This is a genomic window from Ancylobacter moscoviensis, from assembly GCF_007559435.1.
GTDB lineage: Bacteria > Pseudomonadota > Alphaproteobacteria > Rhizobiales > Xanthobacteraceae > Ancylobacter > Ancylobacter moscoviensis.
Window position 1 is genome coordinate 245,151 of record NZ_VMBP01000001.1, and the last position, 24,886, is coordinate 270,036.

Annotated in this window: 22 protein-coding genes and 1 tRNA gene; 9 read left to right on the forward strand and 14 right to left on the reverse strand. The window is 68.3% G+C overall.

The genetic code is table 11. The features are described 5' to 3' along the window. Positions 1-589 precede the first annotated feature (589 nt). The 4 genes from FO470_RS01115 to epsC all read right to left on the reverse strand — a co-directional run bounded on the left by FO470_RS01115 (position 590) and on the right by epsC (position 6,058). A complete protein-coding gene (locus FO470_RS01115; RefSeq protein ID WP_186291794.1) occupies positions 590-1,405 on the reverse strand; it encodes a helix-turn-helix domain-containing protein in 816 nt (271 codons plus the stop codon). Between the two features lie 699 nt (positions 1,406-2,104). After that, on the reverse strand, positions 2,105-4,105 hold the full coding sequence (locus tag FO470_RS01120; protein ID WP_144341090.1) for a family 2A encapsulin nanocompartment cargo protein cysteine desulfurase: 2,001 nt from the start codon (positions 4,103-4,105) through the stop codon (positions 2,105-2,107). After that, the gene (locus tag FO470_RS01125) at positions 4,080-5,027 is read right to left on the reverse strand and encodes a family 2A encapsulin nanocompartment shell protein (protein ID WP_144341091.1); all 948 of its coding nucleotides are present in this window, start codon (positions 5,025-5,027) and stop codon (positions 4,080-4,082) included. The genes FO470_RS01120 and FO470_RS01125 overlap by 26 nt, the downstream gene beginning before the upstream one ends. Next, on the reverse strand, positions 5,027-6,058 hold the full coding sequence (gene epsC, locus FO470_RS01130) for a serine O-acetyltransferase EpsC (RefSeq protein ID WP_144341092.1): 1,032 nt from the start codon (positions 6,056-6,058) through the stop codon (positions 5,027-5,029). Before epsC ends, FO470_RS01125 begins: the two co-directional genes overlap by 1 nt. A 260-nt stretch (positions 6,059-6,318) precedes the next feature. Here epsC and FO470_RS01135 point away from each other — a divergent pair, with 260 nt between their 5' ends. The 3 genes from FO470_RS01135 (at position 6,319) to FO470_RS01145 (ending at position 8,649) form a co-directional block, all read left to right on the forward strand. Beyond that, on the forward strand, positions 6,319-7,113 hold the full coding sequence (locus tag FO470_RS01135; protein ID WP_144341093.1) for an amino acid ABC transporter substrate-binding protein: 795 nt from the start codon (positions 6,319-6,321) through the stop codon (positions 7,111-7,113). A gap of 82 nt (positions 7,114-7,195) precedes the next feature. Next, positions 7,196-7,876 (forward strand): amino acid ABC transporter permease, encoded by a 681-nt coding sequence (locus tag FO470_RS01140; RefSeq protein ID WP_144341094.1) that lies wholly within the window; start codon positions 7,196-7,198, stop codon positions 7,874-7,876. Then, complete coding sequence (locus FO470_RS01145) at positions 7,873-8,649, forward strand: amino acid ABC transporter ATP-binding protein (RefSeq protein ID WP_144341095.1); 777 nt, start codon at positions 7,873-7,875, stop codon at positions 8,647-8,649. Before FO470_RS01140 ends, FO470_RS01145 begins: the two co-directional genes overlap by 4 nt. A 41-nt stretch (positions 8,650-8,690) precedes the next feature. Here FO470_RS01145 and FO470_RS01150 read toward each other — a convergent pair. Then, positions 8,691-8,767: transfer RNA gene (locus FO470_RS01150), tRNA-Arg, on the reverse strand. A gap of 213 nt (positions 8,768-8,980) precedes the next feature. Here FO470_RS01150 and FO470_RS01155 point away from each other — a divergent pair. Both FO470_RS01155 and FO470_RS01160 read left to right on the forward strand, forming a co-directional pair. Continuing rightward, complete coding sequence (locus FO470_RS01155; RefSeq protein WP_144341096.1) at positions 8,981-9,844, forward strand: thermonuclease family protein; 864 nt, start codon at positions 8,981-8,983, stop codon at positions 9,842-9,844. Next, on the forward strand, positions 9,799-11,361 hold the full coding sequence (locus tag FO470_RS01160; protein ID WP_472771022.1) for a M48 family metalloprotease: 1,563 nt from the start codon (positions 9,799-9,801) through the stop codon (positions 11,359-11,361). Before FO470_RS01155 ends, FO470_RS01160 begins: the two co-directional genes overlap by 46 nt. Positions 11,362-11,367: 6 nt before the next feature. Here FO470_RS01160 and FO470_RS01165 read toward each other — a convergent pair whose 3' ends face one another. The 6 genes from FO470_RS01165 to FO470_RS01190 form a co-directional block, all read right to left on the reverse strand. Continuing rightward, positions 11,368-12,252 carry an RNA polymerase factor sigma-32 gene (locus tag FO470_RS01165; protein WP_144341097.1) on the reverse strand — a complete coding sequence of 295 codons (885 nt, stop codon included), beginning with the start codon at positions 12,250-12,252 and terminating at the stop codon, positions 11,368-11,370. 223 nt (positions 12,253-12,475) lie between these two features. Further along, on the reverse strand, positions 12,476-13,078 hold the full coding sequence (locus FO470_RS01170) for a CarD family transcriptional regulator (RefSeq protein WP_144341098.1): 603 nt from the start codon (positions 13,076-13,078) through the stop codon (positions 12,476-12,478). Between the two features lie 388 nt (positions 13,079-13,466). Next, complete coding sequence (gene fdxA, locus FO470_RS01175) at positions 13,467-13,802, reverse strand: ferredoxin FdxA (protein ID WP_144341099.1); 336 nt, start codon at positions 13,800-13,802, stop codon at positions 13,467-13,469. Positions 13,803-13,889: 87 nt separating this feature from the next. Beyond that, a complete protein-coding gene (locus FO470_RS01180) occupies positions 13,890-14,228 on the reverse strand; it encodes an RNA-binding S4 domain-containing protein (protein ID WP_272482960.1) in 339 nt (112 codons plus the stop codon). 21 nt (positions 14,229-14,249) lie between these two features. Next, positions 14,250-17,585, reverse strand: coding sequence for a helicase-related protein (locus FO470_RS01185; protein WP_144341100.1), 3,336 nt, complete (start codon positions 17,583-17,585; stop codon positions 14,250-14,252). Positions 17,586-17,799: 214 nt separating this feature from the next. Continuing rightward, a complete protein-coding gene (locus FO470_RS01190) occupies positions 17,800-18,642 on the reverse strand; it encodes a DUF3108 domain-containing protein (RefSeq protein WP_144341101.1) in 843 nt (280 codons plus the stop codon). Between the two features lie 296 nt (positions 18,643-18,938). Here FO470_RS01190 and rpmB point away from each other — a divergent pair, with 296 nt between their 5' ends. Further along, a complete protein-coding gene (rpmB, locus tag FO470_RS01195) occupies positions 18,939-19,232 on the forward strand; it encodes a 50S ribosomal protein L28 (protein ID WP_144341102.1) in 294 nt (97 codons plus the stop codon). A 5-nt stretch (positions 19,233-19,237) separates the two neighbouring features. After that, positions 19,238-19,867: a queuosine precursor transporter gene (locus tag FO470_RS01200; RefSeq protein ID WP_144341103.1), complete on the forward strand. Its 630-nt coding sequence runs from the start codon at positions 19,238-19,240 to the stop codon at positions 19,865-19,867. Positions 19,868-19,931: 64 nt separating this feature from the next. Here FO470_RS01200 and FO470_RS01205 read toward each other — a convergent pair whose 3' ends face one another. Both FO470_RS01205 and FO470_RS01210 read right to left on the reverse strand, forming a co-directional pair. Continuing rightward, entirely contained in the window at positions 19,932-20,993 is a 1,062-nt protein-coding gene (locus FO470_RS01205; RefSeq protein ID WP_144341104.1) for an esterase-like activity of phytase family protein, read from the reverse strand. A gap of 14 nt (positions 20,994-21,007) precedes the next feature. After that, positions 21,008-21,484 carry a cytochrome b gene (locus tag FO470_RS01210; protein WP_144341105.1) on the reverse strand — a complete coding sequence of 159 codons (477 nt, stop codon included), beginning with the start codon at positions 21,482-21,484 and terminating at the stop codon, positions 21,008-21,010. Positions 21,485-21,611: 127 nt separating this feature from the next. On the opposite strand from FO470_RS01210, the gene rutR reads away from it, so the two are divergent. After that, positions 21,612-22,385 carry an HTH-type transcriptional regulator RutR gene (rutR, locus tag FO470_RS01215; RefSeq protein ID WP_246659434.1) on the forward strand — a complete coding sequence of 258 codons (774 nt, stop codon included), beginning with the start codon at positions 21,612-21,614 and terminating at the stop codon, positions 22,383-22,385. 65 nt (positions 22,386-22,450) lie between these two features. Then, positions 22,451-23,119, forward strand: a complete 669-nt coding sequence (locus tag FO470_RS01220) for a DsbA family protein (RefSeq protein ID WP_144341106.1) — start codon at positions 22,451-22,453, stop codon at positions 23,117-23,119. Here the strand turns inward: FO470_RS01220 and FO470_RS01225 are convergent. Then, positions 23,116-24,786, reverse strand: a complete 1,671-nt coding sequence (locus tag FO470_RS01225) for a bifunctional aminoglycoside phosphotransferase/ATP-binding protein (RefSeq protein WP_144341107.1) — start codon at positions 24,784-24,786, stop codon at positions 23,116-23,118. The two genes, FO470_RS01220 and FO470_RS01225, sit on opposite strands and share 4 nt — an antisense overlap. Between the last annotated feature and the right edge of the window lie 100 nt (positions 24,787-24,886).

Here is a 24,886-nt window from a genome sequence, read left to right on the forward strand (position 1 = left end):
GTATTTTCGAGAGCCCCCGCTCCCTCCTCAAGTCATCCTGAGGATACCGAATTGCTTCACGCCCCCAGCGTGCCCTCTATCAAAATCGGGCATTGGCCGATGACCACGCACAAACTCTGATATCGAATATGTACGGAGAATCGAGCAGCTGTATATCTCGGAAATACCGGATTTTTTACTTGAATTAACTATTTTGTTTCAAACCTATCGCAATTTCCGCTGCGATCACAATTTTGCGCCAAAGCATCGCAAGCGACCGAAATTGATAGGGCGACAGATGGCGAGACTGAGAGAGAGGCAAGGGGTATCTAGGTACGATGGATCGGCGTCATGCAGGTGTTCATCCAATGCTTACGCAAGGGATAGAATGTCGATCGTAGTCCTATGGACGACTTTTGTCGTATTCCTTCTTCGGACTTTGCGATTCGTGCGGGTGCGAAGACCGGAATGGCATCGGCCTGGAAGCGCAATGAATACGAAATGCCAGATAAATATCCGCTGGAACTTCAAGTCAGCACCGATCTCGCCGACAAAGCTGGATCGCCACCCTGTGTTCCGAGGGTCCACCTTTCTGCCACAAGCAGGCGTATCAGCCTTCCTCGGAATGATGCTCGGAGTCGCTCAAGCCGCTGCCGTTCAGCGATCCCAGATCAGGAGCGATGTCATCCACCTGCCGCAGCCGGCGATATTCCTTCGGCATGGTGCCCCACACCCGCTTCATCATCGCCGTCATGTGGCTGTTGCTGGAAAAGCCGGCGATTTTCGCCACTTCGCTCAGCGGCGCCTCGGTCTTTATGATCAGGTGCCGGGCGTAGGTGAGCCGCGAGGAGATCACGTACTGGTGCGGCGACTGGCCGGTCGTGTGCTTGAAGGCCCGCGCGAAATGGCTGGGCGATAGCCCGGCGACCATCGCCAGACGTTCCAGCGGCAGGCTTTCGGTCAAATGGGCCTGGATGAAGTCGTTCACCCGCCGCCAGGCGTTCGGCGAAAGACCTCCGTTGAACATCGACGTGGATCGTCCCTTCAGCGACGAATAATTGCGAAGCAAATAAGTTGCGAATACCGTGACCAGCGCGTCGAGACTCTCGGCACAGCCAAGCTCGGTCGTCTCCACCTCGCGACGCATCCAGCGTGCCAGCGTGTGCGCCTGCGCATCGACGAAGCCGAGCTTCGGCGGACGCAGTTCGAAAGTGTCGCGATCGAACTCCATGCCGGCTAACCGCTCCAGACGGGCGGGCTCGACGGCGACGAGCAGATTCTGCTTTTCCACCAGCCAGCGGGCAAAGACCTCGCTCTCGACGGGAATGATCTCCAGCGCGCCCGCCGGCGCGAGACCTTCCATCCGGCGGTCGCTGTTGAGCGCGACCTGCCGGTCGGGCTGCGCCGTGAACAGAACCAGCGCCATGTGTGACGCGGCCGTGAACTGGATGGAGTTCGGTCCCGTATGGGTACGGGTCACCGCTCCGCCATTGAGTTGGAACTTCGGGCCCCACTCGTCCGGCACACCACTCAGCATTGAAAACGCCCCTGCTATCCAACCCTGGCTGGATGCCGGCCTTTCATCCCCGCAAAAGGTGACGCCTCTCCGACGTGTCCTTCCAGGGACACGAACAGGCTTCGCCGGCTCAACAAGCCCGAAGCACGTCGGATTCTGGTCGAGGAAAAACCGTTCCAGCAAACTAAAGCCCGGCTAATGCCGAGGCTAGTTCCGCAGTCACGGACTATTTCAGATTACGCTGTATCGGAATACTGCTAATTTAAGAGCACCGTGCTGCCGAATAGGCAGCAGGAATATGACAGCCGCCGCACGGGGCGCCACCATGGCTCTCGTTCATATTGAGTGCGTGTTCAAGATACCGGCTACTGCCTGATATTCAATATTTTTCTTTCGATAATTTGCATAGAAACGCCTCGAAAAACCGACCGGAGCGACACGCAAACAGACTCGTTCCAGGCGATCGGTAACGAAGGACGGATAATCGCTATGCCGGCAAGATAGTTTGCAGGCACGCGATCCCCCCCTTTCGCCAAGCCCTGCACCAGCGACAGGACCCATCTCGGAAAGGCGGGCCGGGCATCGCTCCACGCGAGGCCCGGCCGGTTCTCAGGAGCGATACCCCCGCCCACTCTGGATGCGTTTCAGCGCAAGCTCGAGCGCGTCCACGTCATCCTTCGTATTGTAGAAGGCGAGCGAGGGGCGCACCGTGCTCTCCAGCCCGAAGCGGCGCAGGATCGGCTGCGCGCAATGATGCCCGGCGCGCACCGCGATGCCCTCGCGGTCGAGCGCGACGCCCACATCCTGCGTGCGGCAGCCGTCGAGCACGAAAGAGAGCACGCTCGCCTTCTCCTTCGCTGTTCCGATCAGCTCCAGCCCGGGGACGGTGAGCAGCTTCTCTGTCGCGTAGAGCAGAAGCTCGTGCTCGTAGCGGGCGATCACCTCCATGCCGATGGCCTCGACATAGTCGATCGCCGCCCCCAGCCCCACTGCGTCGGCGATGTTGCCGGTGCCGGCCTCGAAGCGCTCCGGCGGGCCATTGTAGATCGTCTTCTCGAAGGTGACGTCGGCGATCATGTTGCCGCCGCCCTGCCACGGCGGCAGATCCTTCAGCACCTCGGGCTTGCCGTAGACGACGCCGATGCCCGTGGGCCCGAACACCTTGTGGCCGGAGAAGACAAAGAAGTCGGCATCGATCGCCTGCACGTCGACCGCCATATGCGAGACCGACTGTGCGCCGTCGACCAGCGCCCGGACGCCGTGGCGATGGGCGATGGCAACCAGCTCCTTCACCGGCACCACCGTGCCGAGCGCGTTCGACACCTGCGTCACCGCCACGAGCCGGGTGCGCGGGTTGATCAGCTTCTCGTATTCCTCGACGATCACCTGGCCGGTGTCGTCCACCGGCGCCACACGCAGCTTCGCGCCCTTTTCGGCCGCGAGCTGCTGCCAGGGCACGATATTGGCATGGTGCTCCAGATGGGTGACGACGATCTCGTCGCCCTCCTTCACATGCCGGCGGCCATAGGTCTGGGCGACCAGGTTGATCGCCTCGGTCGCCCCGCGCACGAAGATGATGTCCTTCACCGAACCGGCGTTGAGGAAACGCCGCACCTTCTCGCGCGCCGCCTCATAGGCGTCGGTGGCCCGTGCCGCCAGCGTATGGGCGGCCCGATGGATATTGGAATTCTCGTGCTCGTAGAAGCGGCTCAGCCGGTCGATCACCGCCTGCGGCTTCTGCGTGGTCGCGGCATTGTCGAGCCAGATCAGCGGCTTGCCGTGCACGCTCTGCTGCAGGATGGGAAAGTCGCGCTTGACCGCGTGCGGATCGAAAGGCCGCGAGGCCGGACCGAAGTCGGGCACCAGCTCGGGACGCAGGCCCGAGGAGAGGCCACCGAAATCCGGCGTCCGCTCTGCCGGATGCGCCAGTTCGGACGGCAGCGCCGGAACGCCGCCGGGAAGCGATGCGCCCGCAGGTACGGGAGCACGCGTTTCTCCTTCCCTTAGGAAATAGAACCCGTCCGCACTCGGCTGGGCGATACTTCCGGGAACGGACGGCGCATCGGCGCCCGTCGGAGGACGACGGGAATCGAGCGCCACCACATTGCCGAGCCCCGCCGGCACGCCGCTGAAATCGAACGGAGCCGAGAAGGCCGGGAAGACCGAACCGGAAAGTCCCGATGCCGGAGTACCGCCCAGCTGCGGCAGGCCGGGCGAGCCCGGCACCGCGACGGCGGCGGGCGCGACCGATGCCGGGATGTTCGGCGTCGGCACCGCGGAGGGAATGGTGACGGGCGGCACATCGGGCGGCCCGACCGGCGGCTGCACGGGAATGTGCGGGGCCACGGTCGTCACCGCCGAGGCGCCGGGGATGTTCCCTGGACTCGGCGGCGAAGACGGCAGAGTGACGACATGCGGCGCCGCATCAGGAGCCGACTGGAAGAAGGCATTCGCCAGCTGTCGGAGCACGCCCGGATGGGGCCAACCCGGTGCGGCCTGCGCGCCCTCGCCGGGAAGCTCCAGCGAAAGCGGCTCCACGCCGCCCTCCGGCGCCGGGACCACCGCATCGGCCGCGAGTACTGGATCAGGCGTAGGTGTCAGGATAGGCATGATACTTGCCGACCTCGACGTTCTCTAGCACCGCCAGCGCATCGTGCGTCAGCACGGCCGCCGAGCAGTAAAGGGAGATGAGATAGGAGGCGATCGCCTTGCGGTTGATGCCCATGAAGCGCACCGACAGGCTCGGCGCCACCTCGCCCGGCACGCCCGGCTGGAACAGGCCGACCACGCCTTGCTTCTTCTCGCCCGTGCGCAGGAGCAGGATGTTGGTCTTGCCGTCCTCGTCGACGAACAGCTTGTCGGACGGCACCAGCGGCAGCCCGCGCCAGGTGAGGAAGGGCGTGCCGAACAGCGTCACCGTCGGTGGCGGCACGCCGCGACGGGTACACTCGCGCCCGAAGGCGGCGATGGCGCGCGGATGGGCGAGGAAGAAGGCGGGCTCCTTCCACACCTTGGTGATCAGCTCGTCGAGATCGTCCGGCGTCGGCGCGCCGGTGCGGGTGCTGATCTTCTGCGTCGGCGCCGCGTTGGCGAGCAGGCCATACTCGGCGTTGTTGATCAGTTCGCTCTCCTGCTTTTCCTTCACCTTCTCGATCAGCAGACGCAGCTGTTCCTGGATCTGGTCGTAGGGGTGCGAGTAGAGGTCGGAGACGCGGGTCTGCACATCGAGGATGGTGGTCACCGCGTTGAGCGAGTACTCGCGCGGCGCCTCCTCGTAATCGACGAAGGTTTCCGGCAGATCGGGATCCTGGTCGCGGCGCGGCGAGCATTCGACGGCGGCGTCGATGTCGCCCCCGGCTTCCTTGACCCGGTTGAGCCGGTAGATGCCGGCCTCGACCGGCGTCCAGGGCAGGAAGGACACGAGCCAGCGCGGCGTGATGCCGGACCATTGGGCACGAGTCTTGGTGGCATTGGCAAGCTGCCGTGCGGCAGCCTCGCTCAAGGTTCGGCGAAGGGCAGGCTCTTCAGTCATCAGGCACCCCGTTCAGATGAAAGTCCGGGCCGTTCGGGCACCGGGGAGATGGCACCGGCACCGCTGCTGGAGCGGGTCTGTGCCTGTGTGATGTGGCTGCCGGGCGGCACCGAATGGGTGAGCCAGACATTGCCGCCAATGCTCGATCCGCGGCCGATGGTGACGCGCCCCAGCACCGTCGCACCGGCGTAGATCACCACGTCGTCCTCAATGATCGGATGGCGCGCCTTCCCCTTGATGAGCGCGCCGCGCTCGTCCGCGGGAAAGCTGCGCGCGCCCAGGGTGACGGCCTGATACAGGCGCACCCGCTCGCCGATCTCCGCCGTCTCGCCGACGACGACACCGGTGCCGTGATCGATGAAGAAGCTGCCGCCGATCGTGGCGCCCGGGTGGATGTCGATGCCGGTGCGCGAATGGGCAATGTCGGAGATCAGCCGTGCCAGAAAGCTCGCGCCGAGCTCGTGCAGGGCATGCGCCAGCCGATAGTGGATCACGGCGGTGAGGCCGGGATAGACGAGCAGCACTTCCGAATAACTGGTAGCGGCCGGGTCGCCGTCATAGGCGGCGCGCAGGTCGCTGACGAGAAGGCCGCGTATGGCGGGCAGCCGGGCGGCGAAGTCGCGGGTAATCTCCACCGCCTGCCGCTCGAACTCCTCCTCGCTCAGGTCTTCCTGAATGGAGAAGGGCAGGCTGCGCTTCACCTGCTCGCTCAGGCCGGTGAGAGCATCGTTCAGCGTCGCGCCGACGAAATAGTCGATGGTCTCCGCAGTCAGGCCGGGCTGGCCGTAATGAGCGGGAAAGAGCGCCGCGGCGAAGCCCTGCAGTGCGGCGACGATCGCCTCCCGCGAGGGCGGCGGACGCAGCCGGCCGCGATGGCGGATATTATGGCTGACGTCGCGCGAAAGCTTGAGGCCCGCGACCACGGCATCGAGGTTCCAGCGCGGCGGAGAAGGTTCCGCACGGGGAGGAGCGCGGTCCGGCTGCCGTGCAATCCGGTCGACCCCGCCCAGCTCGACATTCTTCGCGGCCATACGCATCCCTCGCCGCAGCGCGCACCGTGGCGCCACCGCCATCGACACTATGCGTGGCATGAGACCGAAAGGTTGTCTAGTTGATTTATAGAAAATAGAGGTAAGATAGATCCCCGCCTCCCGAACCGTCCGTCGGGCGCGGAGCCCGGCGATTCGGCAAAGCGCATTGGCGACCTATCTAACGGACAGCCTATCTATGAACGGGCACGCACGGATGCGCGGCCCGCAGCACGGCGCGTGCCGCCAGGGAGTGACATGAGATGCGATTCACCGACGCCTTCCGCTCGAAGACCCTGATTGCCGCCGGCCTCGCCGCCCTGCTTCAGCTCGCCGGCCCCACGGTAGCACGGGCGGACGATCTCGCCGCCATCAAGCAGGCGGGCGTGATCAAGATCGGCACCGAGGGCACCTATCCGCCCTTCACCTATCACGACAGCAGCAACAAGCTGGTCGGCTTCGACGTCGAGATCGGCCAAGAGATCGCCAAGCGCCTTGGCGTGAAGGCCGAATTCCTCGAAGGCAAGTGGGATGGCCTGATCGCTGGGCTCGACGCCGGCCGCTACGACGCCGTGATCAACCAGGTCGGCATTACCGAGGCGCGTCAGGCCAAGTACGATTTCTCCAAGCCCTATATCGCCTCAAAGGCGGTGCTGATCGTCCGCGACGGCGACGAGTCGATCAAGGGCTTCGCCGACCTGAAGGGCAAGAGGTCCGCCCAGTCGCTGACCTCGAATTTCGGCAAGCTGGCCGAGAAATACGGCGCGACCCTCGTGGGAACGGACGGCTTCGACCAGTCGATCCAGCTCGTGCTCAACGGCCGGGCCGACGCCACCCTCAACGACAGCCTGTCCTTCCTCGACTTCAAGAAGCACAAGCCGGATGCCAAGGTGCGGATCGTTGCCGAGGAGAAGGACGCCGACTATTCCGGCGTCATCGTGCGCAAGGGCAATCCCGAGCTCGTCGCGGCCATCAACAAGGCCCTCGACGAGATCCGGGCCGACGGCACCTATGCGAAGATCTCCGACACCTATTTCGGCGCCGACGTTTCCAGGTAAGGCTTCGAGGAAACGCCCCGCCAAGGGGATCGATGCGGGATCGGCTCGTCGGCCGGTCCCGCCGCATTGAGGGGTGACGAACGTGCCCTACTGGCTCGACCTGATGCTGCAGTCGCTCGGCCCGCTCCTGTGGGCCGGCCTCGTCTTCACCGTGCCGCTGACGCTGCTTTCCTTCGCCCTGGGCCTCACGCTCGGCTTCCTCACGGCGCTCGCCCGCCTCTACGGCCCGCGGCCGCTGGTGGCGCTGGCGCGCTTCTATGTCTGGATCATCCGCGGCACGCCGTTGCTGGTGCAGCTCTTCGTCATCTTCTATGGACTGCCCAGCGTGGGCATCCTGCTCGACGCCTTCCCGGCGGCGCTGATCGGCTTCACCATCAATGTCGGCGCCTATACGTCCGAGATCGTCCGCGCAGTGATCGCTTCCATTCCTCGCGGGCAGTGGGAAGCCAGCTACTCCATCGGCATGAGCTGGTCGCAGGCCCTGCGCCGCACCGTCCTGCCGCAGGCGGCGCGCGTGGCCGTGCCGCCCCTCTCCAATTCCTTCATCTCGCTGGTGAAGGACACCTCGCTCGCCGCCGCCGTCACTGTGCCCGAACTGTTCCAGGCAGCCCAGCGCATCGTCGCCACCACCTATGAGCCGCTCATCATCTATATCGAGGCGGCGCTCATCTATCTCGCCCTGAGCTCCGTGCTCTCCGCGCTGCAGGACAGGCTGGAACGGCATCTTGCCCGCTCCAGCGGCACGCTGGAGGCCGCGGCATGATCCGTCTTACCGACATCGTGAAGCGCTTCGGGGACCTTGAGGTGCTCCGCCGCGTCAATGTCAGCGTGCGCGAAGGCTCCGTCACCGCGCTGATCGGCCCTTCCGGCTCGGGCAAGAGCACCCTGCTGCGCTGCGTGAACCTGCTGGAGTTCCCGGAAGCCGGCGAGCTCGTGCTCGGCGAGGAGACCGTGCGCTTCACCGGCCGCCCGCCAGAGCGCGAGACGATCCGCCGCGTGCGGCGCCAGACCGGCATGGTGTTCCAGAACTTCCAGCTCTTCCCCCACCGGACCGCGCTGGGCAATGTGATGGAAAGCCTCGTCGTGGTGCTGAAATGGCCGGAGGCGCAGGCCCGCGCGCGGGCGCTCGAGCTGCTGGAAAAGGTCGGCCTCGCCCACAAGGCCGATGCCTTCCCCGCACAGCTTTCCGGCGGCCAGCAGCAGCGCGTCGCCATCGCCCGCGCGCTGGCCTCCTCGCCCCGCGTCCTGCTCTGCGACGAGCCGACCTCGGCGCTCGACCCCGAACTGGCGCTGGAGGTGGTGGAGGTGCTGGCCCAGCTCGCCCGCGAGGGCTCCACCATGATGATCGCCACCCACGATCTGCGCCTCGCCGCCAGCGTCGCGCATGAGGCTGTGCTGCTGGAAGCCGGGGAAGTGGTGGAAAGCGCCCCGGCACGCGAGCTGTTCACCAACCCGAAGCACGAGCGCACCCGGCGCTTCATCTCGACGCTGGGAATCGACGCGCAGCTCCCGGAAGCACGCTGCGCCACACCGTGAAGATCGATTAGCAATGGCTCACGGCGGGAGGGAGGAAGCCGTGGCCTCCCGGAAGGGAATCGAACCCCTGACCCCAGGTTTAGGAAACCTGTGCTCTATCCTGCTGAGCTACCGGGAGTGACCGCGCGTAGATGAACCCAATCGAGGCTTCGGATCAAGGGGCGCACGCCGCGCGCCTGTGGTCCGCGCGAACGGGTGGGCGTGGCGGCGGCTTTGAGCTATGCTGCAACACCGCGATGATGATCGATCGCAACGATAGGAAGCGCTCCGGCCTGGATGGCAACATCCCGGGGAAGGGGCGTTTTCCGGCGTTTGTAGACCGGAAATGATCATGCCGGGACGTTTGGATGTGTCGTCTATGACTGCCCGCTCCGCTGCGCCGGCCCTGCGTACCCGGAGCCGCTGGCGTGCGCACGCGTTGAGCTGCCTCGTCGGCGCGGCCGTGCTCTCGGCTGTCCTGTCGGCGCCCGCACTGGCGGCAAACTGCCCCGGCACCTATGACGGGCGGGGCCGCGTCGCCGGACTGGAACCGGGCGGCGACTTGCGGTTGGCGGACGGCATCGTCCTGCGCCTCGCAGGCCTCTCGCTTGCCGGTGCGTCCGGCGAACCGGCTCTGCGTGCCGCCCTGGAGGAGATCGCCCTCGAACGCGACATCGAGTTCGCGACGGCCGGCAAGGATCGCTACGGACGGCTCGTCGGCATTGTCTGGCTGTCAGGTCACGCGGCCACGCTGCAGGACGAACTTCTCGCGCGCGGCATCGCCGCCGCCCGACCGGAGAAGGACGTTCTCGGCTGCATGCCGGCATGGCTCGATCGTGAGCGCCCGGCGCGCGACGCGAAGCTTGGCATCTGGGCGGAGCTGCCTCTCGATGCCCGCGACATCGCGGCCATCCGTACCCGCGAAGGGCGTTTCACGATCGTGGCGGGGCGCGTGCGAAGTGTTGGAAACGGACGCCGGGTGGATTACCTCAGTTTCGGCCCGGTTTGGCGGCAGGACATGACCGGCCGGCTGGAGAAACCGGCGCGAATCGCGCTTGAAGCCCGTGGCACGACGCTGGCAGAACTCGCCGGGCGACACGTGGCGATGCGCGGTACCGTGCTGGAGGCCGGCGGGCCGGCGTTCGACATCGTCTGGGCCGAGCAGATCGAATGGTCCGGGGCCGCACCGGGAACGAGGCAGGCAGGGGAACGGTGACAGAATCCGTGCGCAGCTTGGGGGCAGACCGCAGAGCGGGGGAGACGGCGTCCCGACGCCCGTCTCTGCGCGCATTCGTGCGCGCCCTTGCGCTCGGCGGCACTCTTCTCCTCGGCGCCTGCGCCGCGCTCGAGGAATCGCGCACCGCGAATGCGCCCACCCCGCCCCCGCGTCTCGACGAGGTGCTGACCCCGGCGCAGCGGCAGGAGCACGAGCGGCTCGTCTCCTCCTATGGCGGTGCCTACAACAATCCGAAGCTGCAGAAGCAGATCGAGGACGTGGTGACACGGCTGGTCGCGGCTTCCGAGCGGCCGAACCTGCATTACCGCGTCACCATCCTCAATTCGCCGGCGGTGAACGCCTTCGCCCTGCCCAATGGCTCGCTCTACGTGACGCGCGGCCTTCTGGCGCTCGCCTCCGACAATTCCGAGCTGGCTTCGGTGCTGGCCCATGAGATGGCGCACGTCATCGCCAATCATGCCGCGACGCGCGAAGATCAGATGAAGCAGGCCGTGCTCGTCAGCCGCGTCATCTCCGACGTGGTCAACGATTCCGACCTCGGCGCGCTGGCGCTCGCCCGCAGCCGCATTTCGCTCGCCAGCTTCTCGCGCGGCCAGGAACTGGAGGCGGACGCCATCGGCGTGGGCATCAGCGCCCGCGCCGGCTTCGACCCCTATGGCGCGGAACGCTTCCTGACCACCATGGGCCGGCAGGCCTCGATACGCTCGACCTCGATGAGCCAGAGCGCCAGCACCGACACCTCCGACTTCCTGGCAAGCCATCCCGCCACGCCCGAGCGCATCTCCATCGTCATGGCCAACGCGCGCGAATACGCCTCTCCCTCCAAACCGGGCGAGCGTGACCGCAAGCAGTACCTGTCGGCGATCGACGGGCTCGTCTATGGCGACGACCCGAAGGAAGGCTTCGTGCGCGGACGCCGCTTCTTCCACCCCAAGCTCGGCTTCACCTTCACCGCTCCGGAGGGTTTCACGCTGGAGAACACTTCCCAGGCCGTGCTGGGCGCCAGCTCTTCCGGGCGAGAGGCGCTCCGGCTCGACGCGGTGCGCGTCGCCGGCGACCAGAGCCTGGCGCAGTACCTCTCCTCCGGCTGGATCGAGGGTGTCGAGATCTCCACCGTCGAGAGCCTCGTGCTCAACGGCTTCCCCGCCGCCACCGCCGTGGCGCGGGGCGAGCAATGGTCGTTCCGCATGTTCGCGATCCGCTTCGGCAGCGACGTGTACCGACTGATCTTCGCCGCGCGGCAGCTCACGCCGGAACTCGACCAGGCGTTCCGTCAGGCGGCGGAGACCTTCCGCCGCGTCTCCATCGAGGAGGCCGACAACGTCAAGCCGCTGCGTCTGCGCATCGTCACCGCCGGCCTTACCGACACGCCGGAGAGGCTGGCGGCCAAGATGGACGTGCAGGACAAGGCGATGGAGCGCTTCCTGATCCTCAACGGGCTCAACCGCGGCGACAAGCTCGCCTATGGCGAGCAGTACAAGATCATCGCGGAATAGCCGCCGTCAGGCCGGGCCGAAGGCGCCGCGCGGCACGTCGGGATTGTGCGTCAGGGCGATGCGCAGCTTCTCGATGGCGCGGCTCTCGATCTGCCGCACACGTTCCTTGGAGATGCCCAGCCGGGCGCCGAGCACTTCCAGCGTCTCGCTTTCCTCGTCGAGCCGGCGCGCCTTGATGATGCGGAACTCGCGCTCGTTGAGCCCACGCAGGGCCCCTTGCAGCCAGCGACGGCGGCGCTCGCCGTCGATCTCCATCGAGACCTGTTCGTCCGGCAGCGGATCGTCCGCGACGAGCTGGTCTAGACGTTCGACCCCGTCATCCTCGCCGGGGGCCAGCGGCGCGTTCAGCGACAGGTCGGGAACGTTGAGGCGGGCATCCATGCGCGCCACCTCGATGGGGCTGACGCCGAGGCTGGTGGCAATGGAGCGGTGCATCTCCTCGCGCGTGGTCAGGCCGGTGCGATCGCTGTCGCGCTCCAGCCGGGCGCGTATGCGCCGCAGGTTGAAGAACAGCGCCTTCTGGCCGGAGGAGGTGCCGCCGCGCACGATCGACCAGTTGCGCAGCACGTAGTCCTGAATGGCGGCGCGGATCCACCATGTCGCGTAGGTCGCAAAGCGCACCTCATGCGACGTCTCGAAGCGCGACGCGGCCTCCATGAGTCCGATATGCCCCTCCTGGATGAGGTCGGACATGGGCAGGCCGTAATTGCGGAAGCGGCGGGCGATGGCGATGGCGAGGCGCATATGCGCATGGATCAGCGCGTGCAGGGCCTGCTCGTCATGTTCCTCGGCCCAGCGGTGGGCGAGCTCGTATTCTTCGTCGCGGTCGAGCAGCGGCGCCATCATCGCGGCGCGCGCGAGCTGGGTGCAGCGGCCGGCCTGTTCGCTCATGCGGCGTCTCCCCGAACCCGTCGGGGGCCCGCGGACGGCGCGTCTCCGATGGTCAACGGCCCCCGGACAAGCGCCGGGCGCCGGGCCCGGACGCGCTGTCAACGCCGGGAGCGAAGGAAGGTTCCTCGATGGGCCAGGCACAGGTCTGGAAAGCACACGGGTCCAGACAGCAAAAGGCCCGGCGCGAGGCCGGGCCTTTTCCGTCCAGATCGGAAAGCACCGCTCAGGCGGCGGCTTCCTCCGTATCGGTCTCTTCTTCGGCCGTCTCGGCCTCGGCTTCCGCCTCGCCCTTGCCGGTGCGGCGCGGGCCCTTGAGCAGGTTCTGCTCAATCAGCTTGATCGCCTCGGTCTCGGTCAGGTTGTCGACAGCAGCGAGCTCGCGCGCCATGCGGTCGAGAGCAGCCTCGTAAAGTTGGCGCTCGGAATAGGACTGCTCAGGCTGCGCCTCGGAACGGTAGAGGTCACGCACCACCTCGGAGATCGCGACGAGATCGCCGGAGTTGATCTTGGCCTCGTACTCCTGCGCGCGGCGGCTCCACATGGTGCGCTTCACGCGGGCACGACCCTTCAGGGTCTCGAGCGCCTTCTTGAGGATGGTCGGTTCCGAGAGCTTGCGCATGCCGACAGAGGCGATCTTCGGGACCGGAACGCGCAGCGTCATCTTGTCCTTTTCGAAGTGGATGACGAACAGTTCGAGCTTGAAGCCCGCCACTTCCTGTTCCTCAATCGCCATAATGCGTCCGACGCCATGGGACGGATACACGATGTGCTCGCCCGTCTTGAAACCCTGGCGGATGTTGTTGGACGGCTTCTTGGTCGACGTCATGCTGTGCCTGCTCCTGGGTCTCGGTTCTCACGGCGCCGCGTCGCCCTCGGCGCGCTGCCGCCTGCGGCTAGCCCGCAGGGAAAAGAAACACCCCGGCTTCCACGGATGCGGAAACCGTACTTCAGCCGTCGACGGAAAACTCAGGGAAGCCCGTCATGCGGTTGTCGCCGCATGCTGGACGAAGGCCCGACATCAATTCCGGGAGGGGCGCTCCGGTACGGGAGCGTTGCGCCATGGCAAACCCAATCGACTGCACGAGAGGGTATATAGCACGAATCCCGGAAGAATCAAAATGCTGCCGCAATGCAGCGCAAGCCGCACCGGCGCCGCTGAATCGGTCAGCGGGCGTCGGCGTCGGCGAATCGAGGCGGGCCGCAGGGGCGCGCGTTCAGTCCTGCTTACCCGGTTCGGGTGAGAGATACTGTAGCTTATCGGCTACACCATCCCACTCCTTGGCGTCGGGCAGCGGATCCCTGCGATCGGTGATGTTCGGCCAGACCTTGGCGTAGTCGGCGTTGATGGAGAGCCACTTCTCCAGCCCCGGCTCGGTGTCCGGCTTGATCGCCTCGGCGGGGCATTCCGGCTCGCACACGCCGCAGTCGATGCACTCGTCCGGGTGGATGACGAGGAAGTTCTCGCCCTCATAGAAGCAGTCCACCGGACATACCGAGACGCAGTCGGTGTATTTGCACTTGATGCAATTATCCGTGACTACGTAGGTCATTTATCCGGTCTCCGTACGGCGGGTGTGAATTGTCCCGCGGCGCTCACCTAGCGCACCTGCCGGAGAGTCGCAAGAAACATCAGGTCTTCACGGCGCATGGCTGTCCGGCGCGCCAGGGGTCTCCACTTCCACATAGGTCGTGGCCGCCGCCTGTGCATCCCCCCGCCGCTCGATAAATCCGGTGACCCGCCAGAGCCGTACGCGGGAATCGAGGGCAATGGTGAGCACGTCGCCAAGGCGGATCGTCTGGCTCGGGGCAGTGACGCGCGCGCCGTTCAGCCGCACGCGGCCGGCCTTCACCAGCGCCGCGGCGCTGGAGCGCGTGCGCATGCAGCGCGCATGCCAGAGCCAGACATCGAGGCGATGGCGCCGACTGTCCGGCTCGCCATGGCGGGAGGCGCCCTGTCCGGAGTCGCTGTCGGTCAAACGCGCCTCCGTGCCCGCGCCTCAGCCGCCGTTCTTCTCCGCTTCCATCCGCGCCTTGAGCGCGAGCAGGGCGGCGAAGGGCGAATCCGGATCCACCGGCTTGTCGCGGCGGCCGTCGTTGCGGTTGTCCTGACGCGGCACGGAGAAACGCTCCTGCCGCTCGCCGCGCTCTGGCCTCGGACGGTTGCCCTGCTCGCGGCGGTTCTCGTCGCGACGCGCCTCGCCGTCACCGCGCTCGGTGCGGCGCTCGCGCCGGTCCTCGCGGAAGGGGCGCCCGCCGCGCCCGCCATTGTCGGGACGCTCGCGACGATCGGGACGCCCGCCCTCGGCCGGCGCCTCGCCACGCCCCTGTTCACTACGTCCCGGCTCGCCACGACCCTGGTCGCCGCGCGCCTGATTGCCGTCGCGGCCGCCCTTGCGCTGATGATGCGCCGGGCGGTGCTGGCCCGGCGGACGACCGGGGCGCCAGACCTCGATCATGGCCGGTTCGGCCGGCGCAGCGACCTCGGCGTCGCCCGCTTCGGTTGCCGCCGCAGCCTCCCCGCTTCCCGCTTCCGTCTCGGTCGCGACGGCCGGGCTTTCCAGCGCGGGCTCGACCGTGTGGTCGAACACCGGATCGGTGAACACCTCGCCGCTCACTGCCGTCACACCGGCGGCAGCGGTCTCGACGGGTTCCGCCGGCTCGGGCGCGGGAACGTCTTCCAGAGCGGGCTCCACCGTCTGGTCGAAGGCGACATCAGTGCCGGCTGCTACCTCCGCCGCGGCCTCGTCCGCCTTCGACGGTTCGGCGGGAGCTTCCGCGGTCGACGCTTCCGCCACCGGGGCTTCAGCGGGAACATCCGAAGCCGCCGCAGGCGTCGCCTCGACCGGAGCCGGGCGGCGGTCCATGCGGTAGCCGAGCGAACGCAGGATCGAGGCGAAGTCCTCGCCGGCGCAGCCGGCCAGCGAGGTCATGGCGACGGTCGCGACGAAGCCGTTGCCGTCGAAGGCGCCCGCCGGCTTTTCACCGGACGTACCCGGACGCCAGGCCAGCGCCGGGCGGATGAGGTCGGCGAGGCGCTCCAGAATGTCGACGCGCACCGCCCGATCGCCGGCAACGCGGAAGCCGACGGCGCGGTACAGCCCCTTCTGGATCTCGGGATCCACGGGGATCGAGGTGCGCCCGCTGGCCGCCAGATGCGGAAGCTCGTCGAGGCCCTTCTGCTGCAGCCCGCCATGCTTGAGCGCCCAGAGCTGGGCGGCCAGCGCGCGCGGCGCCGGCTTCAGCAGGGTCGGGATGTAGATATGATGGGCGCCGAAGCGCACGCCATGGCCACGCAGCACCGCGCGGGCCTCCTGCGCGAGCGTCTTCATCTCCTCGGCCACCTTGTGGCGCTCCAGCACGCCGAGCGATTCGACGATCTGGAAGGCGATGCCGCGCGCGATGCCGGTCACGTCCTCGGCGGTGCCGAGCACCAGGAGCGGGCCGAGCAGCTTCTCGATATGCGCCTTCAGCCACAGGTCGAGGCGCGCCTGCACGCTGTCGCGCGCCGTACCGGTCAGGTGCTCGTCGGCGATGATCTTCAGCCGGGGGGCGAGCACTTCCTCGCCGGGAATGAGCTTGGCGACCGGATCGCCGATCCAGCGCAGCGTGCCGTCGGAAGAGAGCACGAAGGCATCGTCGGGTGCCTCGGAGAGACGGGCGGCACGCGCCTCGATCTCGCCGGCCAGGCCCTTCTGTGCGGCGGCGCGCAACGCTTTCGCCTCCGGTCCGCCGGCGGAAGCGTCCGCCGCGAACTGGAAGCCGAGCAGATGGCCGATCACATGGCCTTCCACAACGACGTCGCCGGTCTTGGTGATTTCTGTTTCGAGCATCGCGTTCTCTCGCAGGCGCCTCATCAGCACGCTGGTCCGGCGATCGACGAAACGGTGAGCCAACCGCTCGTGAAGCGCATCGGAAAGCCTGTCTTCCACACGGCGTGTGACGCCTTGCCAGTGTTCGGGGTCGTCGAGCCAATCCGGCCGGTTTGCCGCGAAGGTCCAGGTGCGGACCTGCGCAATGCGCCCCGACAGCGTGTCTATGTCACCTTCCGCTCGGTCCGCCAAGGCCACTTGTTTGGCAAACCAGTCGGTGGAGAGCCGTCCGCGTTGCATTAGATCGCTGTAGACGGTCGCAACGAGGTCGCAATGCGAGGCGGGGGAGACCTTGCGATAGTCCGGCAGCTGGCAGGCTTCCCATAGCCGCTCCACCGCATTCGCGCTGGTGGCGAAGCGCCGGATTGCCGGGTCGCCGGCGAGCCGCTCCAGCACCAGAACGTCGTCCGCGGTGGGCGCGCGGGTCAGGCCGTCCTCGCGTGGCGGGATGGCGAGAGAGCGGTTCAGGGTCTCGATCGAGGTGAAGTCGAGGGCACTGTTGCGCCATTGCAGCACCCGGTGCGGTTCGAAGCTGTGCGCCTCCAGCCGCTCGACCAGCTCGGCGTCGAAGGGCGAGCAGCGGCCCGTGGTGCCGAAGGTGCCGTCGCGCTGGGCCCGCCCGGCACGGCCGGCAATCTGCGCCAGCTCGCCCGGATTGAGCTTGCGGAACTGCCACCCGTCGAACTTCACGTCGCCCGCGAAAGCGACGTGATCGACGTCGAGATTGAGGCCCATGCCGATGGCGTCGGTGGCGATGAGGTAATCCACATCGCCGTTCTGGTACATCGCGACCTGGGCGTTGCGGGTGCGCGGGGAGAGCGCGCCGAGCACCACCGCGGCGCCGCCGCGCTGCCGGCGGATCAGCTCGGCGATGGCGTAGACCTCGTCGGCGGAGAAGGCGACGATGGCCGAGCGGCGCGGCAGGCGAGTGATCTTCTTCTCGCCGGCGAAAGTGAGATTGGACAGGCGCGGGCGCACCAGAATGTTCACGCCCGGCAGCAGCCTTTCCACCAGCGGACGCATGGTGGCGGCGCCGAGAAGCAGCGTCTCCTCGCGCCCGCGGCGGTTCAGGAGCCGGTCGGTGAAGACGTGCCCGCGGTCGAGATCGGCGGCGATCTGGATCTCGTCCAGCGCCACGAAAGCGACGTCGAGGTCGCGGGGCATGGCCTCGACGGTGGCCACCCAATAGCGCGGATTGGCGGGCTTGATGCGTTCCTCGCCGGTGATCAGCGCGACGTTGTGCTCGCCCGCGCGCTCGACCAGCTTGCCGTAGACCTCCCGCGCCAGCAGACGCAGCGGCAGGCCGATCAGCCCGGAGGAATGGCCGAGCATGCGCTCAATGGCGAGGCTGGTCTTGCCGGTATTGGTCGGGCCGAGCACCGCCGTGACGCCACGGGCGCGCAGCGACGGCGGCAGCGGTCGGGTCTCGGGACGGGAATGGCCCGGCGGGGCGGCGATGTTCATGCGGCGATGTTCACGAAACCGATCGGGCGGCGGGCCGGCAGGACGGCCCTTTTAGCACAGGAATTTCCCATATGGGGATGCGGGGGCGCGATTGCCCGTTCGGGGTTTTCAGGCGGCTTTGCAACGGTAGCGAGGGGGTAGCGTTTTGCGTAGCATCCGGGGCGGAGTGTAGCGCTACAGGGCGCTACGTCGCGCTACACCGTGCAACCCGGCGCTACTGCACCCCGGCCTTGGCCGGAGCGGCGCGCTTGCTCACCACCGGCTCGGTCTCGAAAGCCTCCGCCTGCAGCTCCGCGATGCCGATGGCGGTGCTGACGGAGGCGCGGAACGGCACCAGCATGCGCGTGCCGGCGACGGGGGCCAGCCACACATAGATGTCCTTGTTCCTCATCATGTACTTCACCGCCGTGCGGTCCGGCTTGTGGCCGGCGACCGGGCGGTAGGCGACGCGGCAGACCACGGCCGGGCCGGCATAGCCCTTTTCGGCCTTCACGTTCTCGGTGCGCTCGTAGCTGAGGGCCAGATCGTAGCGCTGGCGGCCGTCGAAGATGGACAGGACGCGCTCGCACGCCTTGGGCGACAGCGGATCGGCGCCGCCCGGCACCATGATCAGCGCCGCCGTCATCGGATCGAAGACGCCCTTCTTGTCCTTGTCGGCGATCGGCACCCGGTCGGGCGAGGGGAAGACCGGCGGCTCGACCCGCATGTCGGTGACGGCCGAGCCGTTCATCACCAGCCGGATCGCCTCCGACTTCTTGTCGGACACCGCCTCCATGGCGAAGCTGCGCGGGGCGAGCGCGCCGCGCTCGACGCTGCCGCGCGCGCCGGCCGTGCCCTTGCCGGGCGAGACCGCCTGCACGACGCCGGTGAGGCGCCCGCTGCCGGAAGCGATGTAGGAGCGGTCGTCGACCTCGACCATCAGCGCCGCCTTGCCGAGCTCCAGCCCGCCAAGCGACATGCGGTAGCGCGCCTCGAGACGTCCGTCCGCGAGGGCACCCGTGATCGTCGCGCCCGCTCCGGCGAACGCCATGACTGCCGTAAGGCAGACCCGCTTCATGAAGGCTTCCCGAATCGTTCCGGCCGCTCTGCCGAAACGTCATTTACTCCCGTTTCGGATGCCGTTGGAAGGCGGCGGAACTGTGACTCCCGCCGGTCACGAAGCCGCTATCATCGCCGGCGCCATCCCCGCGCCGCCGGCGGCGACGGATGGCGGGCGATGCGCAAGGCGGCCTTGACGGCGCTGGGGCCGTTCCTTATAGGAGCGCACTCTTAATTTCCACGGATGCCGCATGCGGGATCGTCGGGCTCTTATAGCCTGCGGCGCATCGGCTGCGAAGAACAAGGAAGTCCACGATGTCCCGTCGTTGCGAACTTACCGGCAAGGCGGTTCTGACCGGCAATCTCGTCAGCCACTCGAACCGCAAGACCCGCCGGCGTTTTCTGCCGAACCTGGTGAACGTGACGCTCACCAGCGACGTGCTGAAGCGGTCGGTCAAGCTGCGCGTGAGCGCCAACGCCCTCAAGACCGTCGATCATCGCGGCGGCCTCGATGCGTTCCTCATCAAGGCGCGCACCGAAGAGCTGTCTCCGAAGGCCGCCGAGCTGAAGCGCGCCGTCGTCAAGGCGAGCCAGGCCGTCGCCGCCTGAGCGCGATGAACGCCTCCGGCACCGGATTCCCGATCTCGAAGCTCGTCGTCCCCGTCATCGCCATGATGGCGGTGGTGGCGGCTTCGAACGTGCTTGTGCAGCACCCGGTCGAGCTGTTCGGCTTGCAGGAGGCGCTGACCTGGGGCGCCTTCACCTACCCGGTCGCCTTTCTCGTCAATGACCTGACCAACCGCCGCTTCGGCCCCGCCGTGGCGCGGCAGGTGGTCTATTTCGGCTTCGCCCTCGCGGTGGTGCTGTCGATCTGGCTGGCGACGCCGCGCATCGCGCTGGCCTCGGGCACGGCCTTCCTGTTCGGCCAGCTCCTCGACATCGGCGTGTTCAACCGGCTGCGCCGCATGAGCTGGTGGCAGGCGCCGCTGGCCGGCAGCCTGTTCGGCTCCGCCGTCGACACGGCGCTGTTCTTCTCGCTGGCCTTTGCCGGCGACGCGGCAATGTCCTTCCCCGTCACCTATGCCTCCACCGGCATCACGGTGCCGCTGTGGGTCGGCCTCGCCTATTTCGACTTCCTGGTGAAGCTCGGCTGCGCCCTGCTGGCGCTGGTGCCCTATGGCGCGCTGATGGGCTGGCTCAAGCCCTGGGGCGGCGCGCAGGGCGCCAACACGCTCTCGCGCTGAACGCCCTCTCCTTTCCGATCCACCGACGACCGCGACGCTCGTCCACGGCCGCTGTCCACTACCGCTAGTCCACGACCGCGAAGCGCAGCAGCAGCGTGCGCTGGAGCGCGGAGAAATTGTCGTCGGAGACCAGGGTCAGGATGAGCTCCCCCGCCGCGTTGCGGTGCAGGGCGAGACCTTCCATGTTGTCGATCGCCGCCAGCCGGTTGGCGGTGATCACCACCTCGCCCTCGACGCGCGCGCCCGGCCTGATCTCGCTCAGCGGGAAGCGGCGGATGCGCATGGCGACGCCGCGCAGGAAATCGAAGCGCCGCTCCAGCAGATAGACCGTGCCGTCATCGGCCAGCGCCGCGTCGGTCGCCGCGAAATCGTCGCTGCGGCGGATGGAAAAGCGCCCGGCGGGCACGGGCTTGCCCAGCGGCGCGAACAGGAAGCCCGGCAGGATGCCCGCATCGTCCGGGCTCTCCTCGCCGATGACGACGATCGCCGACGGCGTGCCGTCCGGCGGGGCGAGCAGCGCTTCCGGCCCCTGATTGCCGCCGAGCGTCGCCAGCGCGGGATCGGCCAGCAGCCGGCGACCGGCGGATGTCAGCGGATCGTCGCCGGGAAACAGCCACAGCTCCTGCCGGCGCTCGATGCCGACGAGATAGCCCGCCTTGGTGCGGGCGAGGGATTCCGCGTCGCCGCGCCGCCGGCCGGCGAGCGTGCCGCCGCCCGCCGCGCGCAGGCGCGCCAGCCGGGCATCGGCGATGCCGGTGGGGCGGTCGCCCTCGGAGCGGATGCGGCCGGACAGCCAGAAGCCGCGATCGGTGACGGCGACGAAGCCCGCCCCGTCGGGATCGACGACGAGGCCGGAGAGCCCGCCGAAATCGGCCGCCGCCGAGGACAGGACCAGCCCGCCGCGGAACTCCAGCGCGCCGAAGCGCGTGCCGCCGCCGGCCTCGAGCCGCTCGATGGGGGTCGCCGCGATCTCGATGCGGGCGGCGGATGGGGCGGCAGACGGGGCGACCGCCGCATCGGACTGCGCCTGAACCGGAAGCGGGGCGAGGCAGAGCAGGAGCAGCGCGGCGGCCAGCGGACGCGACGGGGCGGTGCCAGGCTTCGGGACGGACTTCAGCGCGGACATGGGCCTCCCGCCCCTCACCGGCGGGCCGGCAGCATGCGCAGCAGCAGCCCGTCCCGGCGCACGAACTGGTGCCAGAGCGCCGCCGCCACATGCAGCACGACGATGCCGGCGATCACATAGGCGAGCCCGACATGGATGCGGCCGGTGCCGAGGCTCTTGCCCAGCGCGGTGGTGGTCACGGCGCCGAGGACCGGCTGCACGAGGATGGCGAGATAGAGAACGCCATGGGTGGCATGGGCGGCGACCTGCGTGAGCCGGTCCATGCCCGCCGGCAGCGGCGGCGCCGCATGGGTGAGCCGCCAGCCGATGCGCAGCACCGCCAGCGCCAGCACCGCATAGCCCGCCACCAGATGGGTGCGGAACAGATAGAAGCGCGGATCCGTGCCCCGCTCGAAGAAGCCCCAGCCCCAGCCGGTGGCGAACTGGAGCAGCACCAGAGCGGCCACGAGCCAGTGCAGGAGGCGGGCGATCCGGTCGTAGCGGGCGGGCATAGGCGGGCCTTTCGGTTCCGGCGGGAACGTGGGGAAGCATCGAATCGGCGGCATGCGGGCCCGCATATTGCGGCGCCTTTCATTTCCATGCCATGTCAGGGACTGGGGAGTTGACCGGGAGCATCCGTTGACGCGCGCGCAATCGATGGGGAAGCCCGCCACGGGTGCGGCCGCCAGGGCGAAGCCGGGCGTCGGCAAATCCGTTGTCGGCACGCCCATTGTCGGCAAATCCACTGTCGGGAAGCCCGCCGCCGCCGCGCGCCAGGGCCGGCCGAAGACCGCCAACCGGCTCAAGCGCATCGAGGCCAAGCACGCCGCCATCCTCGACGCGGCGCTGGCGCTGTTCTCGCGCTACGGCCTGCACGGCACCACGGTGGAGGAGATCGCCCGCACCGCCGGCGTCTCCAAAACCAACCTCTTCTACTATTTCGCCTCCAAGGAAGACGTCTATGTCGGCGTGCTGAGCCGGCTGCTCGACCTGTGGCTGGAGCCGCTGCGCGAGTTCCAGCTCGACAGCGACCCGATCGAGGGCATCCGCGAGTTCATCCGCCGCAAGATGCTGTTCTCGCGCGCCCACCCGGAAGCCTCGCGGCTGTTCTGCCTGGAGATGGTGCAGGGCGCGCCGCTGCTGCGCGGCGAGCTGGAGACCTCGCTCAAGGCGCTGGTCGATTCCAAGGTGCCGGTGATCGAGGCCTGGGTGGCGGCCGGCAAGCTGGCGCCGGTGGACCCGCACCACCTGATCTTCGCGCTCTGGGCGACGACGCAACACTACGCCGATTTCGCCTCGCAGATCGACGCGCTGCTCAAGACAGGGCTGGACGACGACCGCTTTGTCGAGGAGGCTACCCGCAACGTGCAGCGCATCGTGCTCGACGGGCTGCGCGTGAGGAACGAGGGCTGAATCGTCGCCCCTCCGCGCGGCGTGGGAACACCGCGCCGCCCCTCCGGCCTTGAAAGGAATTCGCGATGAGGCGCCGCGCGCTGCTTCGTTTCGCCGCCGGCGCGGCGCTCGCCCTGACCCTGCTGGCGCCCGGCCCGCTCGCCGCCCCGCTGCGCGCGGCGACGCCCGACGCGGCGCCCGCTCCGGCCTCGAAGCCGCTCGACGTCGACGCGCTGCTGTTCGACCCCGAGGCGCCGGTCGCCGGCAACCCGAAGGGCGACGTCACCATCGTCGCCTTCTTCGACTATAATTGCGGCTATTGCCGCAAGGCCTCGCCGGCGCTGGAGAAGCTGGTGGCGGAGGACGGCAATATCCGGCTCGTCTACAAGGATTGGCCGATCCTGGCGAAATCCTCGGTGGTGGCGGCGCAGCTCGCCCTCGCCGCCAAGTACCAGGGCAAGTACGACGCCGCCCACGCGACGCTGATGAAGATCCCCGGCCGCGCCTCGACCGAGCGCATGAGCGCGGCGCTGGCGGAGGCGGGGATCGACCGGGCGCGGCTCGCCAGCGATCTGAAGACCCACGCCAAGGCGATCGGCGCGCTGCTGGCGCGCAACAACGAGCAGGCCGAGGCGCTCGGGCTGCCCGGCACGCCGGTCTATCTGGTCGGCCCCTACAAGGTGGCGGCGGCGCTGGACTATCAGGGCTTCAAGGACGTGGTGAAGGACGCCCGCGACCGGGCGGCGGAGCGCTAACCCTCCGGCAGGTTGCCCTCCGGCAGGTTGCCCCCCGGCAGGCCGCCCTCCGGAAAGTCGCCCTCCAGCAGGGCGGCGGCGCGGGCGAGCGCCTCCTCGCGCGCGCCGGAAGTGTCGAGGCGCACCCAGTCGAGCGGGCCGACGTCCCGCCCCGCCTGCCAGTGCACGACATCCGCCGTGGCGTCGGAGGCGTCGCCCCGCCGGGCGTCGACGCGCTGCGCCAGCGCCGGCACCGGGGCTTCCAGCCACAGGCCGAGGAAATCGACCCCGCATTCATAGGCGACCTCGGCGATGGCCTCGCGCTCGTCGGGACGCTGGTGGACGGCATCGACGACGACGCCGTGCCCGGCGGCGAGGATCGCCTCGGCCCGCGCGCGCAGCGTCGCGTAGACGCGGTCGGTCGCCTCCATCGAATAGGCGTCGGAGGGCAGGCGCTCCAGCTCCGGCGTGCCGTGCAGGCGCTTGCGCTCGACATCCGAGCGCAGATGCACCGCCCCCGGCACCGGCCCGACATGCGGCGCCAGCCGGGCGGCGAGCGTGCTCTTGCCCGAGCCGGACAGCCCGCCAATGGCGACGAGCCGCACCGGGCGCGGCCGCAAGGCCTCCTCGGCGAAGGCGAGATAATCCTGCGCCTCCCGCGCCGCCGCCGCGCGCGCCGGCCCGCTGCGATGGGCGAGCGCGGCGGCCGTCACCTGCGCGCGGATCGCCGCCCTGAGGGCGATGAACAGCGGCAGCGCCGCGAGGCCGTCGAGCGGCGCGTCGTCCCCGCAGGCGACGAGGTAGCGGTTCATCAGGTAGTTGGCCTCGAAGGCGAGGCCGCGCGCGCCGATGTCCATCAGCAGGAAGGCGAGGTCGTAGAGCCGGTCGGTGGTGGCGAGCGCCTCGTCGAATTCCAGCGCGTCGAACAGCACCGGGCGGCCGTCGATCCGCACGATGTTGCGCAGATGCAGGTCGCCATGGCAGCGGCGCACCTCGCCGCCCGCCGCCCGGCGCGCCAGCAGGGGCCCCAGCCGGTCGAACGCCTCGGCGAAGGCGGTGTCGAGCGCCGCCACCCGCGCCGGCGGCAGGATATCGGGCGCCTCGGACAGCCCGTCGACGATGCCGCGCGCCACCGCGCGCAGGGCCTCGCCCGACGCGCCCTCGGCGCGGGGCGCGCGCCGGTGCGCCTCCTCCACCGCCAGCGCCAGCGCGGCGAGCAGCGGGGCGGAGAGCCCCTCGCGCCCGGCGACGCGGTCGAGCGTCTCTTCCTCGTCGAAGCGGCGCATGTGCACCGCCCATTCCACCACCTCGCCGTCCGCCGGATCAGCATCGACCCGGTCCGCATCGGTCAGATGCAGCGCGCCGGCCCGGCGCACGATGGGGACGATGCCGAGATAGAGGCCGGGGGCGGTGGCGCCGTTCAGCTCGACCTCGCGGGCGCAGGCCCGGCGGCGCTTCTCCAGCGTCGAGAAATCCATGAAGGAGAAGCGCACCGCCCGCTTGACCTTGTAGACGTCGGCGCCGGCGAGGAAGACCGCCGCGCCATGCGTGTCGATGCGCCGGACGGCCTCGCGCAGCCCATAGGTGGCGGGATCAGCGAGCAGGCGGAACACCGGCTCCTGATCGGCGACGACATGACCGGCGGCAACATGGTCTGCGGCAACGTGATCTGGGGGACGCGCACTCATCGCACGCACTCTACCGCACCGCTCCGTGCGCCGGCCATACGGCAAGCTGCGCAGCCGGCGCCCCGAAGCGTGCCGCCCCCTCGCGCCCGAGCCCGTGCCC

What these genes read in the sequence shown, in the direction of transcription:
- fdxA (WP_144341099.1), bottom strand. Translation starts at nt 13,802, where the DNA reads ATGACCTACGTAGTCACGGATAATTGCATCAAGTGCAAATACACCGAC.
- FO470_RS01190 (WP_144341101.1), bottom strand. Translation starts at nt 18,642, where the DNA reads ATGAAGCGGGTCTGCCTTACGGCAGTCATGGCGTTCGCCGGAGCGGGC.
- FO470_RS01185 (WP_144341100.1), bottom strand. Translation starts at nt 17,585, where the DNA reads ATGAACATCGCCGCCCCGCCGGGCCATTCCCGTCCCGAGACCCGACCG.
- FO470_RS01120 (WP_144341090.1), bottom strand. Translation starts at nt 4,105, where the DNA reads ATGCCTATCCTGACACCTACGCCTGATCCAGTACTCGCGGCCGATGCG.
- FO470_RS01160 (WP_472771022.1), top strand. Translation starts at nt 9,799, where the DNA reads ATGGTCCGGGGCCGCACCGGGAACGAGGCAGGCAGGGGAACGGTGACA.
- FO470_RS01125 (WP_144341091.1), bottom strand. Translation starts at nt 5,027, where the DNA reads ATGACTGAAGAGCCTGCCCTTCGCCGAACCTTGAGCGAGGCTGCCGCA.
- FO470_RS01135 (WP_144341093.1), top strand. Translation starts at nt 6,319, where the DNA reads ATGCGATTCACCGACGCCTTCCGCTCGAAGACCCTGATTGCCGCCGGC.
- FO470_RS01225 (WP_144341107.1), bottom strand. Translation starts at nt 24,786, where the DNA reads ATGAGTGCGCGTCCCCCAGATCACGTTGCCGCAGACCATGTTGCCGCC.
- epsC (WP_144341092.1), bottom strand. Translation starts at nt 6,058, where the DNA reads ATGGCCGCGAAGAATGTCGAGCTGGGCGGGGTCGACCGGATTGCACGG.
- FO470_RS01115 (WP_186291794.1), bottom strand. Translation starts at nt 1,405, where the DNA reads ATGGCGCTGGTTCTGTTCACGGCGCAGCCCGACCGGCAGGTCGCGCTC.
- FO470_RS01210 (WP_144341105.1), bottom strand. Translation starts at nt 21,484, where the DNA reads ATGCCCGCCCGCTACGACCGGATCGCCCGCCTCCTGCACTGGCTCGTG.
- FO470_RS01145 (WP_144341095.1), top strand. Translation starts at nt 7,873, where the DNA reads ATGATCCGTCTTACCGACATCGTGAAGCGCTTCGGGGACCTTGAGGTG.
- FO470_RS01155 (WP_144341096.1), top strand. Translation starts at nt 8,981, where the DNA reads ATGCCGGGACGTTTGGATGTGTCGTCTATGACTGCCCGCTCCGCTGCG.
- FO470_RS01170 (WP_144341098.1), bottom strand. Translation starts at nt 13,078, where the DNA reads ATGACGTCGACCAAGAAGCCGTCCAACAACATCCGCCAGGGTTTCAAG.
- FO470_RS01200 (WP_144341103.1), top strand. Translation starts at nt 19,238, where the DNA reads ATGAACGCCTCCGGCACCGGATTCCCGATCTCGAAGCTCGTCGTCCCC.
- FO470_RS01205 (WP_144341104.1), bottom strand. Translation starts at nt 20,993, where the DNA reads ATGTCCGCGCTGAAGTCCGTCCCGAAGCCTGGCACCGCCCCGTCGCGT.
- rpmB (WP_144341102.1), top strand. Translation starts at nt 18,939, where the DNA reads ATGTCCCGTCGTTGCGAACTTACCGGCAAGGCGGTTCTGACCGGCAAT.
- FO470_RS01220 (WP_144341106.1), top strand. Translation starts at nt 22,451, where the DNA reads ATGAGGCGCCGCGCGCTGCTTCGTTTCGCCGCCGGCGCGGCGCTCGCC.
- FO470_RS01165 (WP_144341097.1), bottom strand. Translation starts at nt 12,252, where the DNA reads ATGAGCGAACAGGCCGGCCGCTGCACCCAGCTCGCGCGCGCCGCGATG.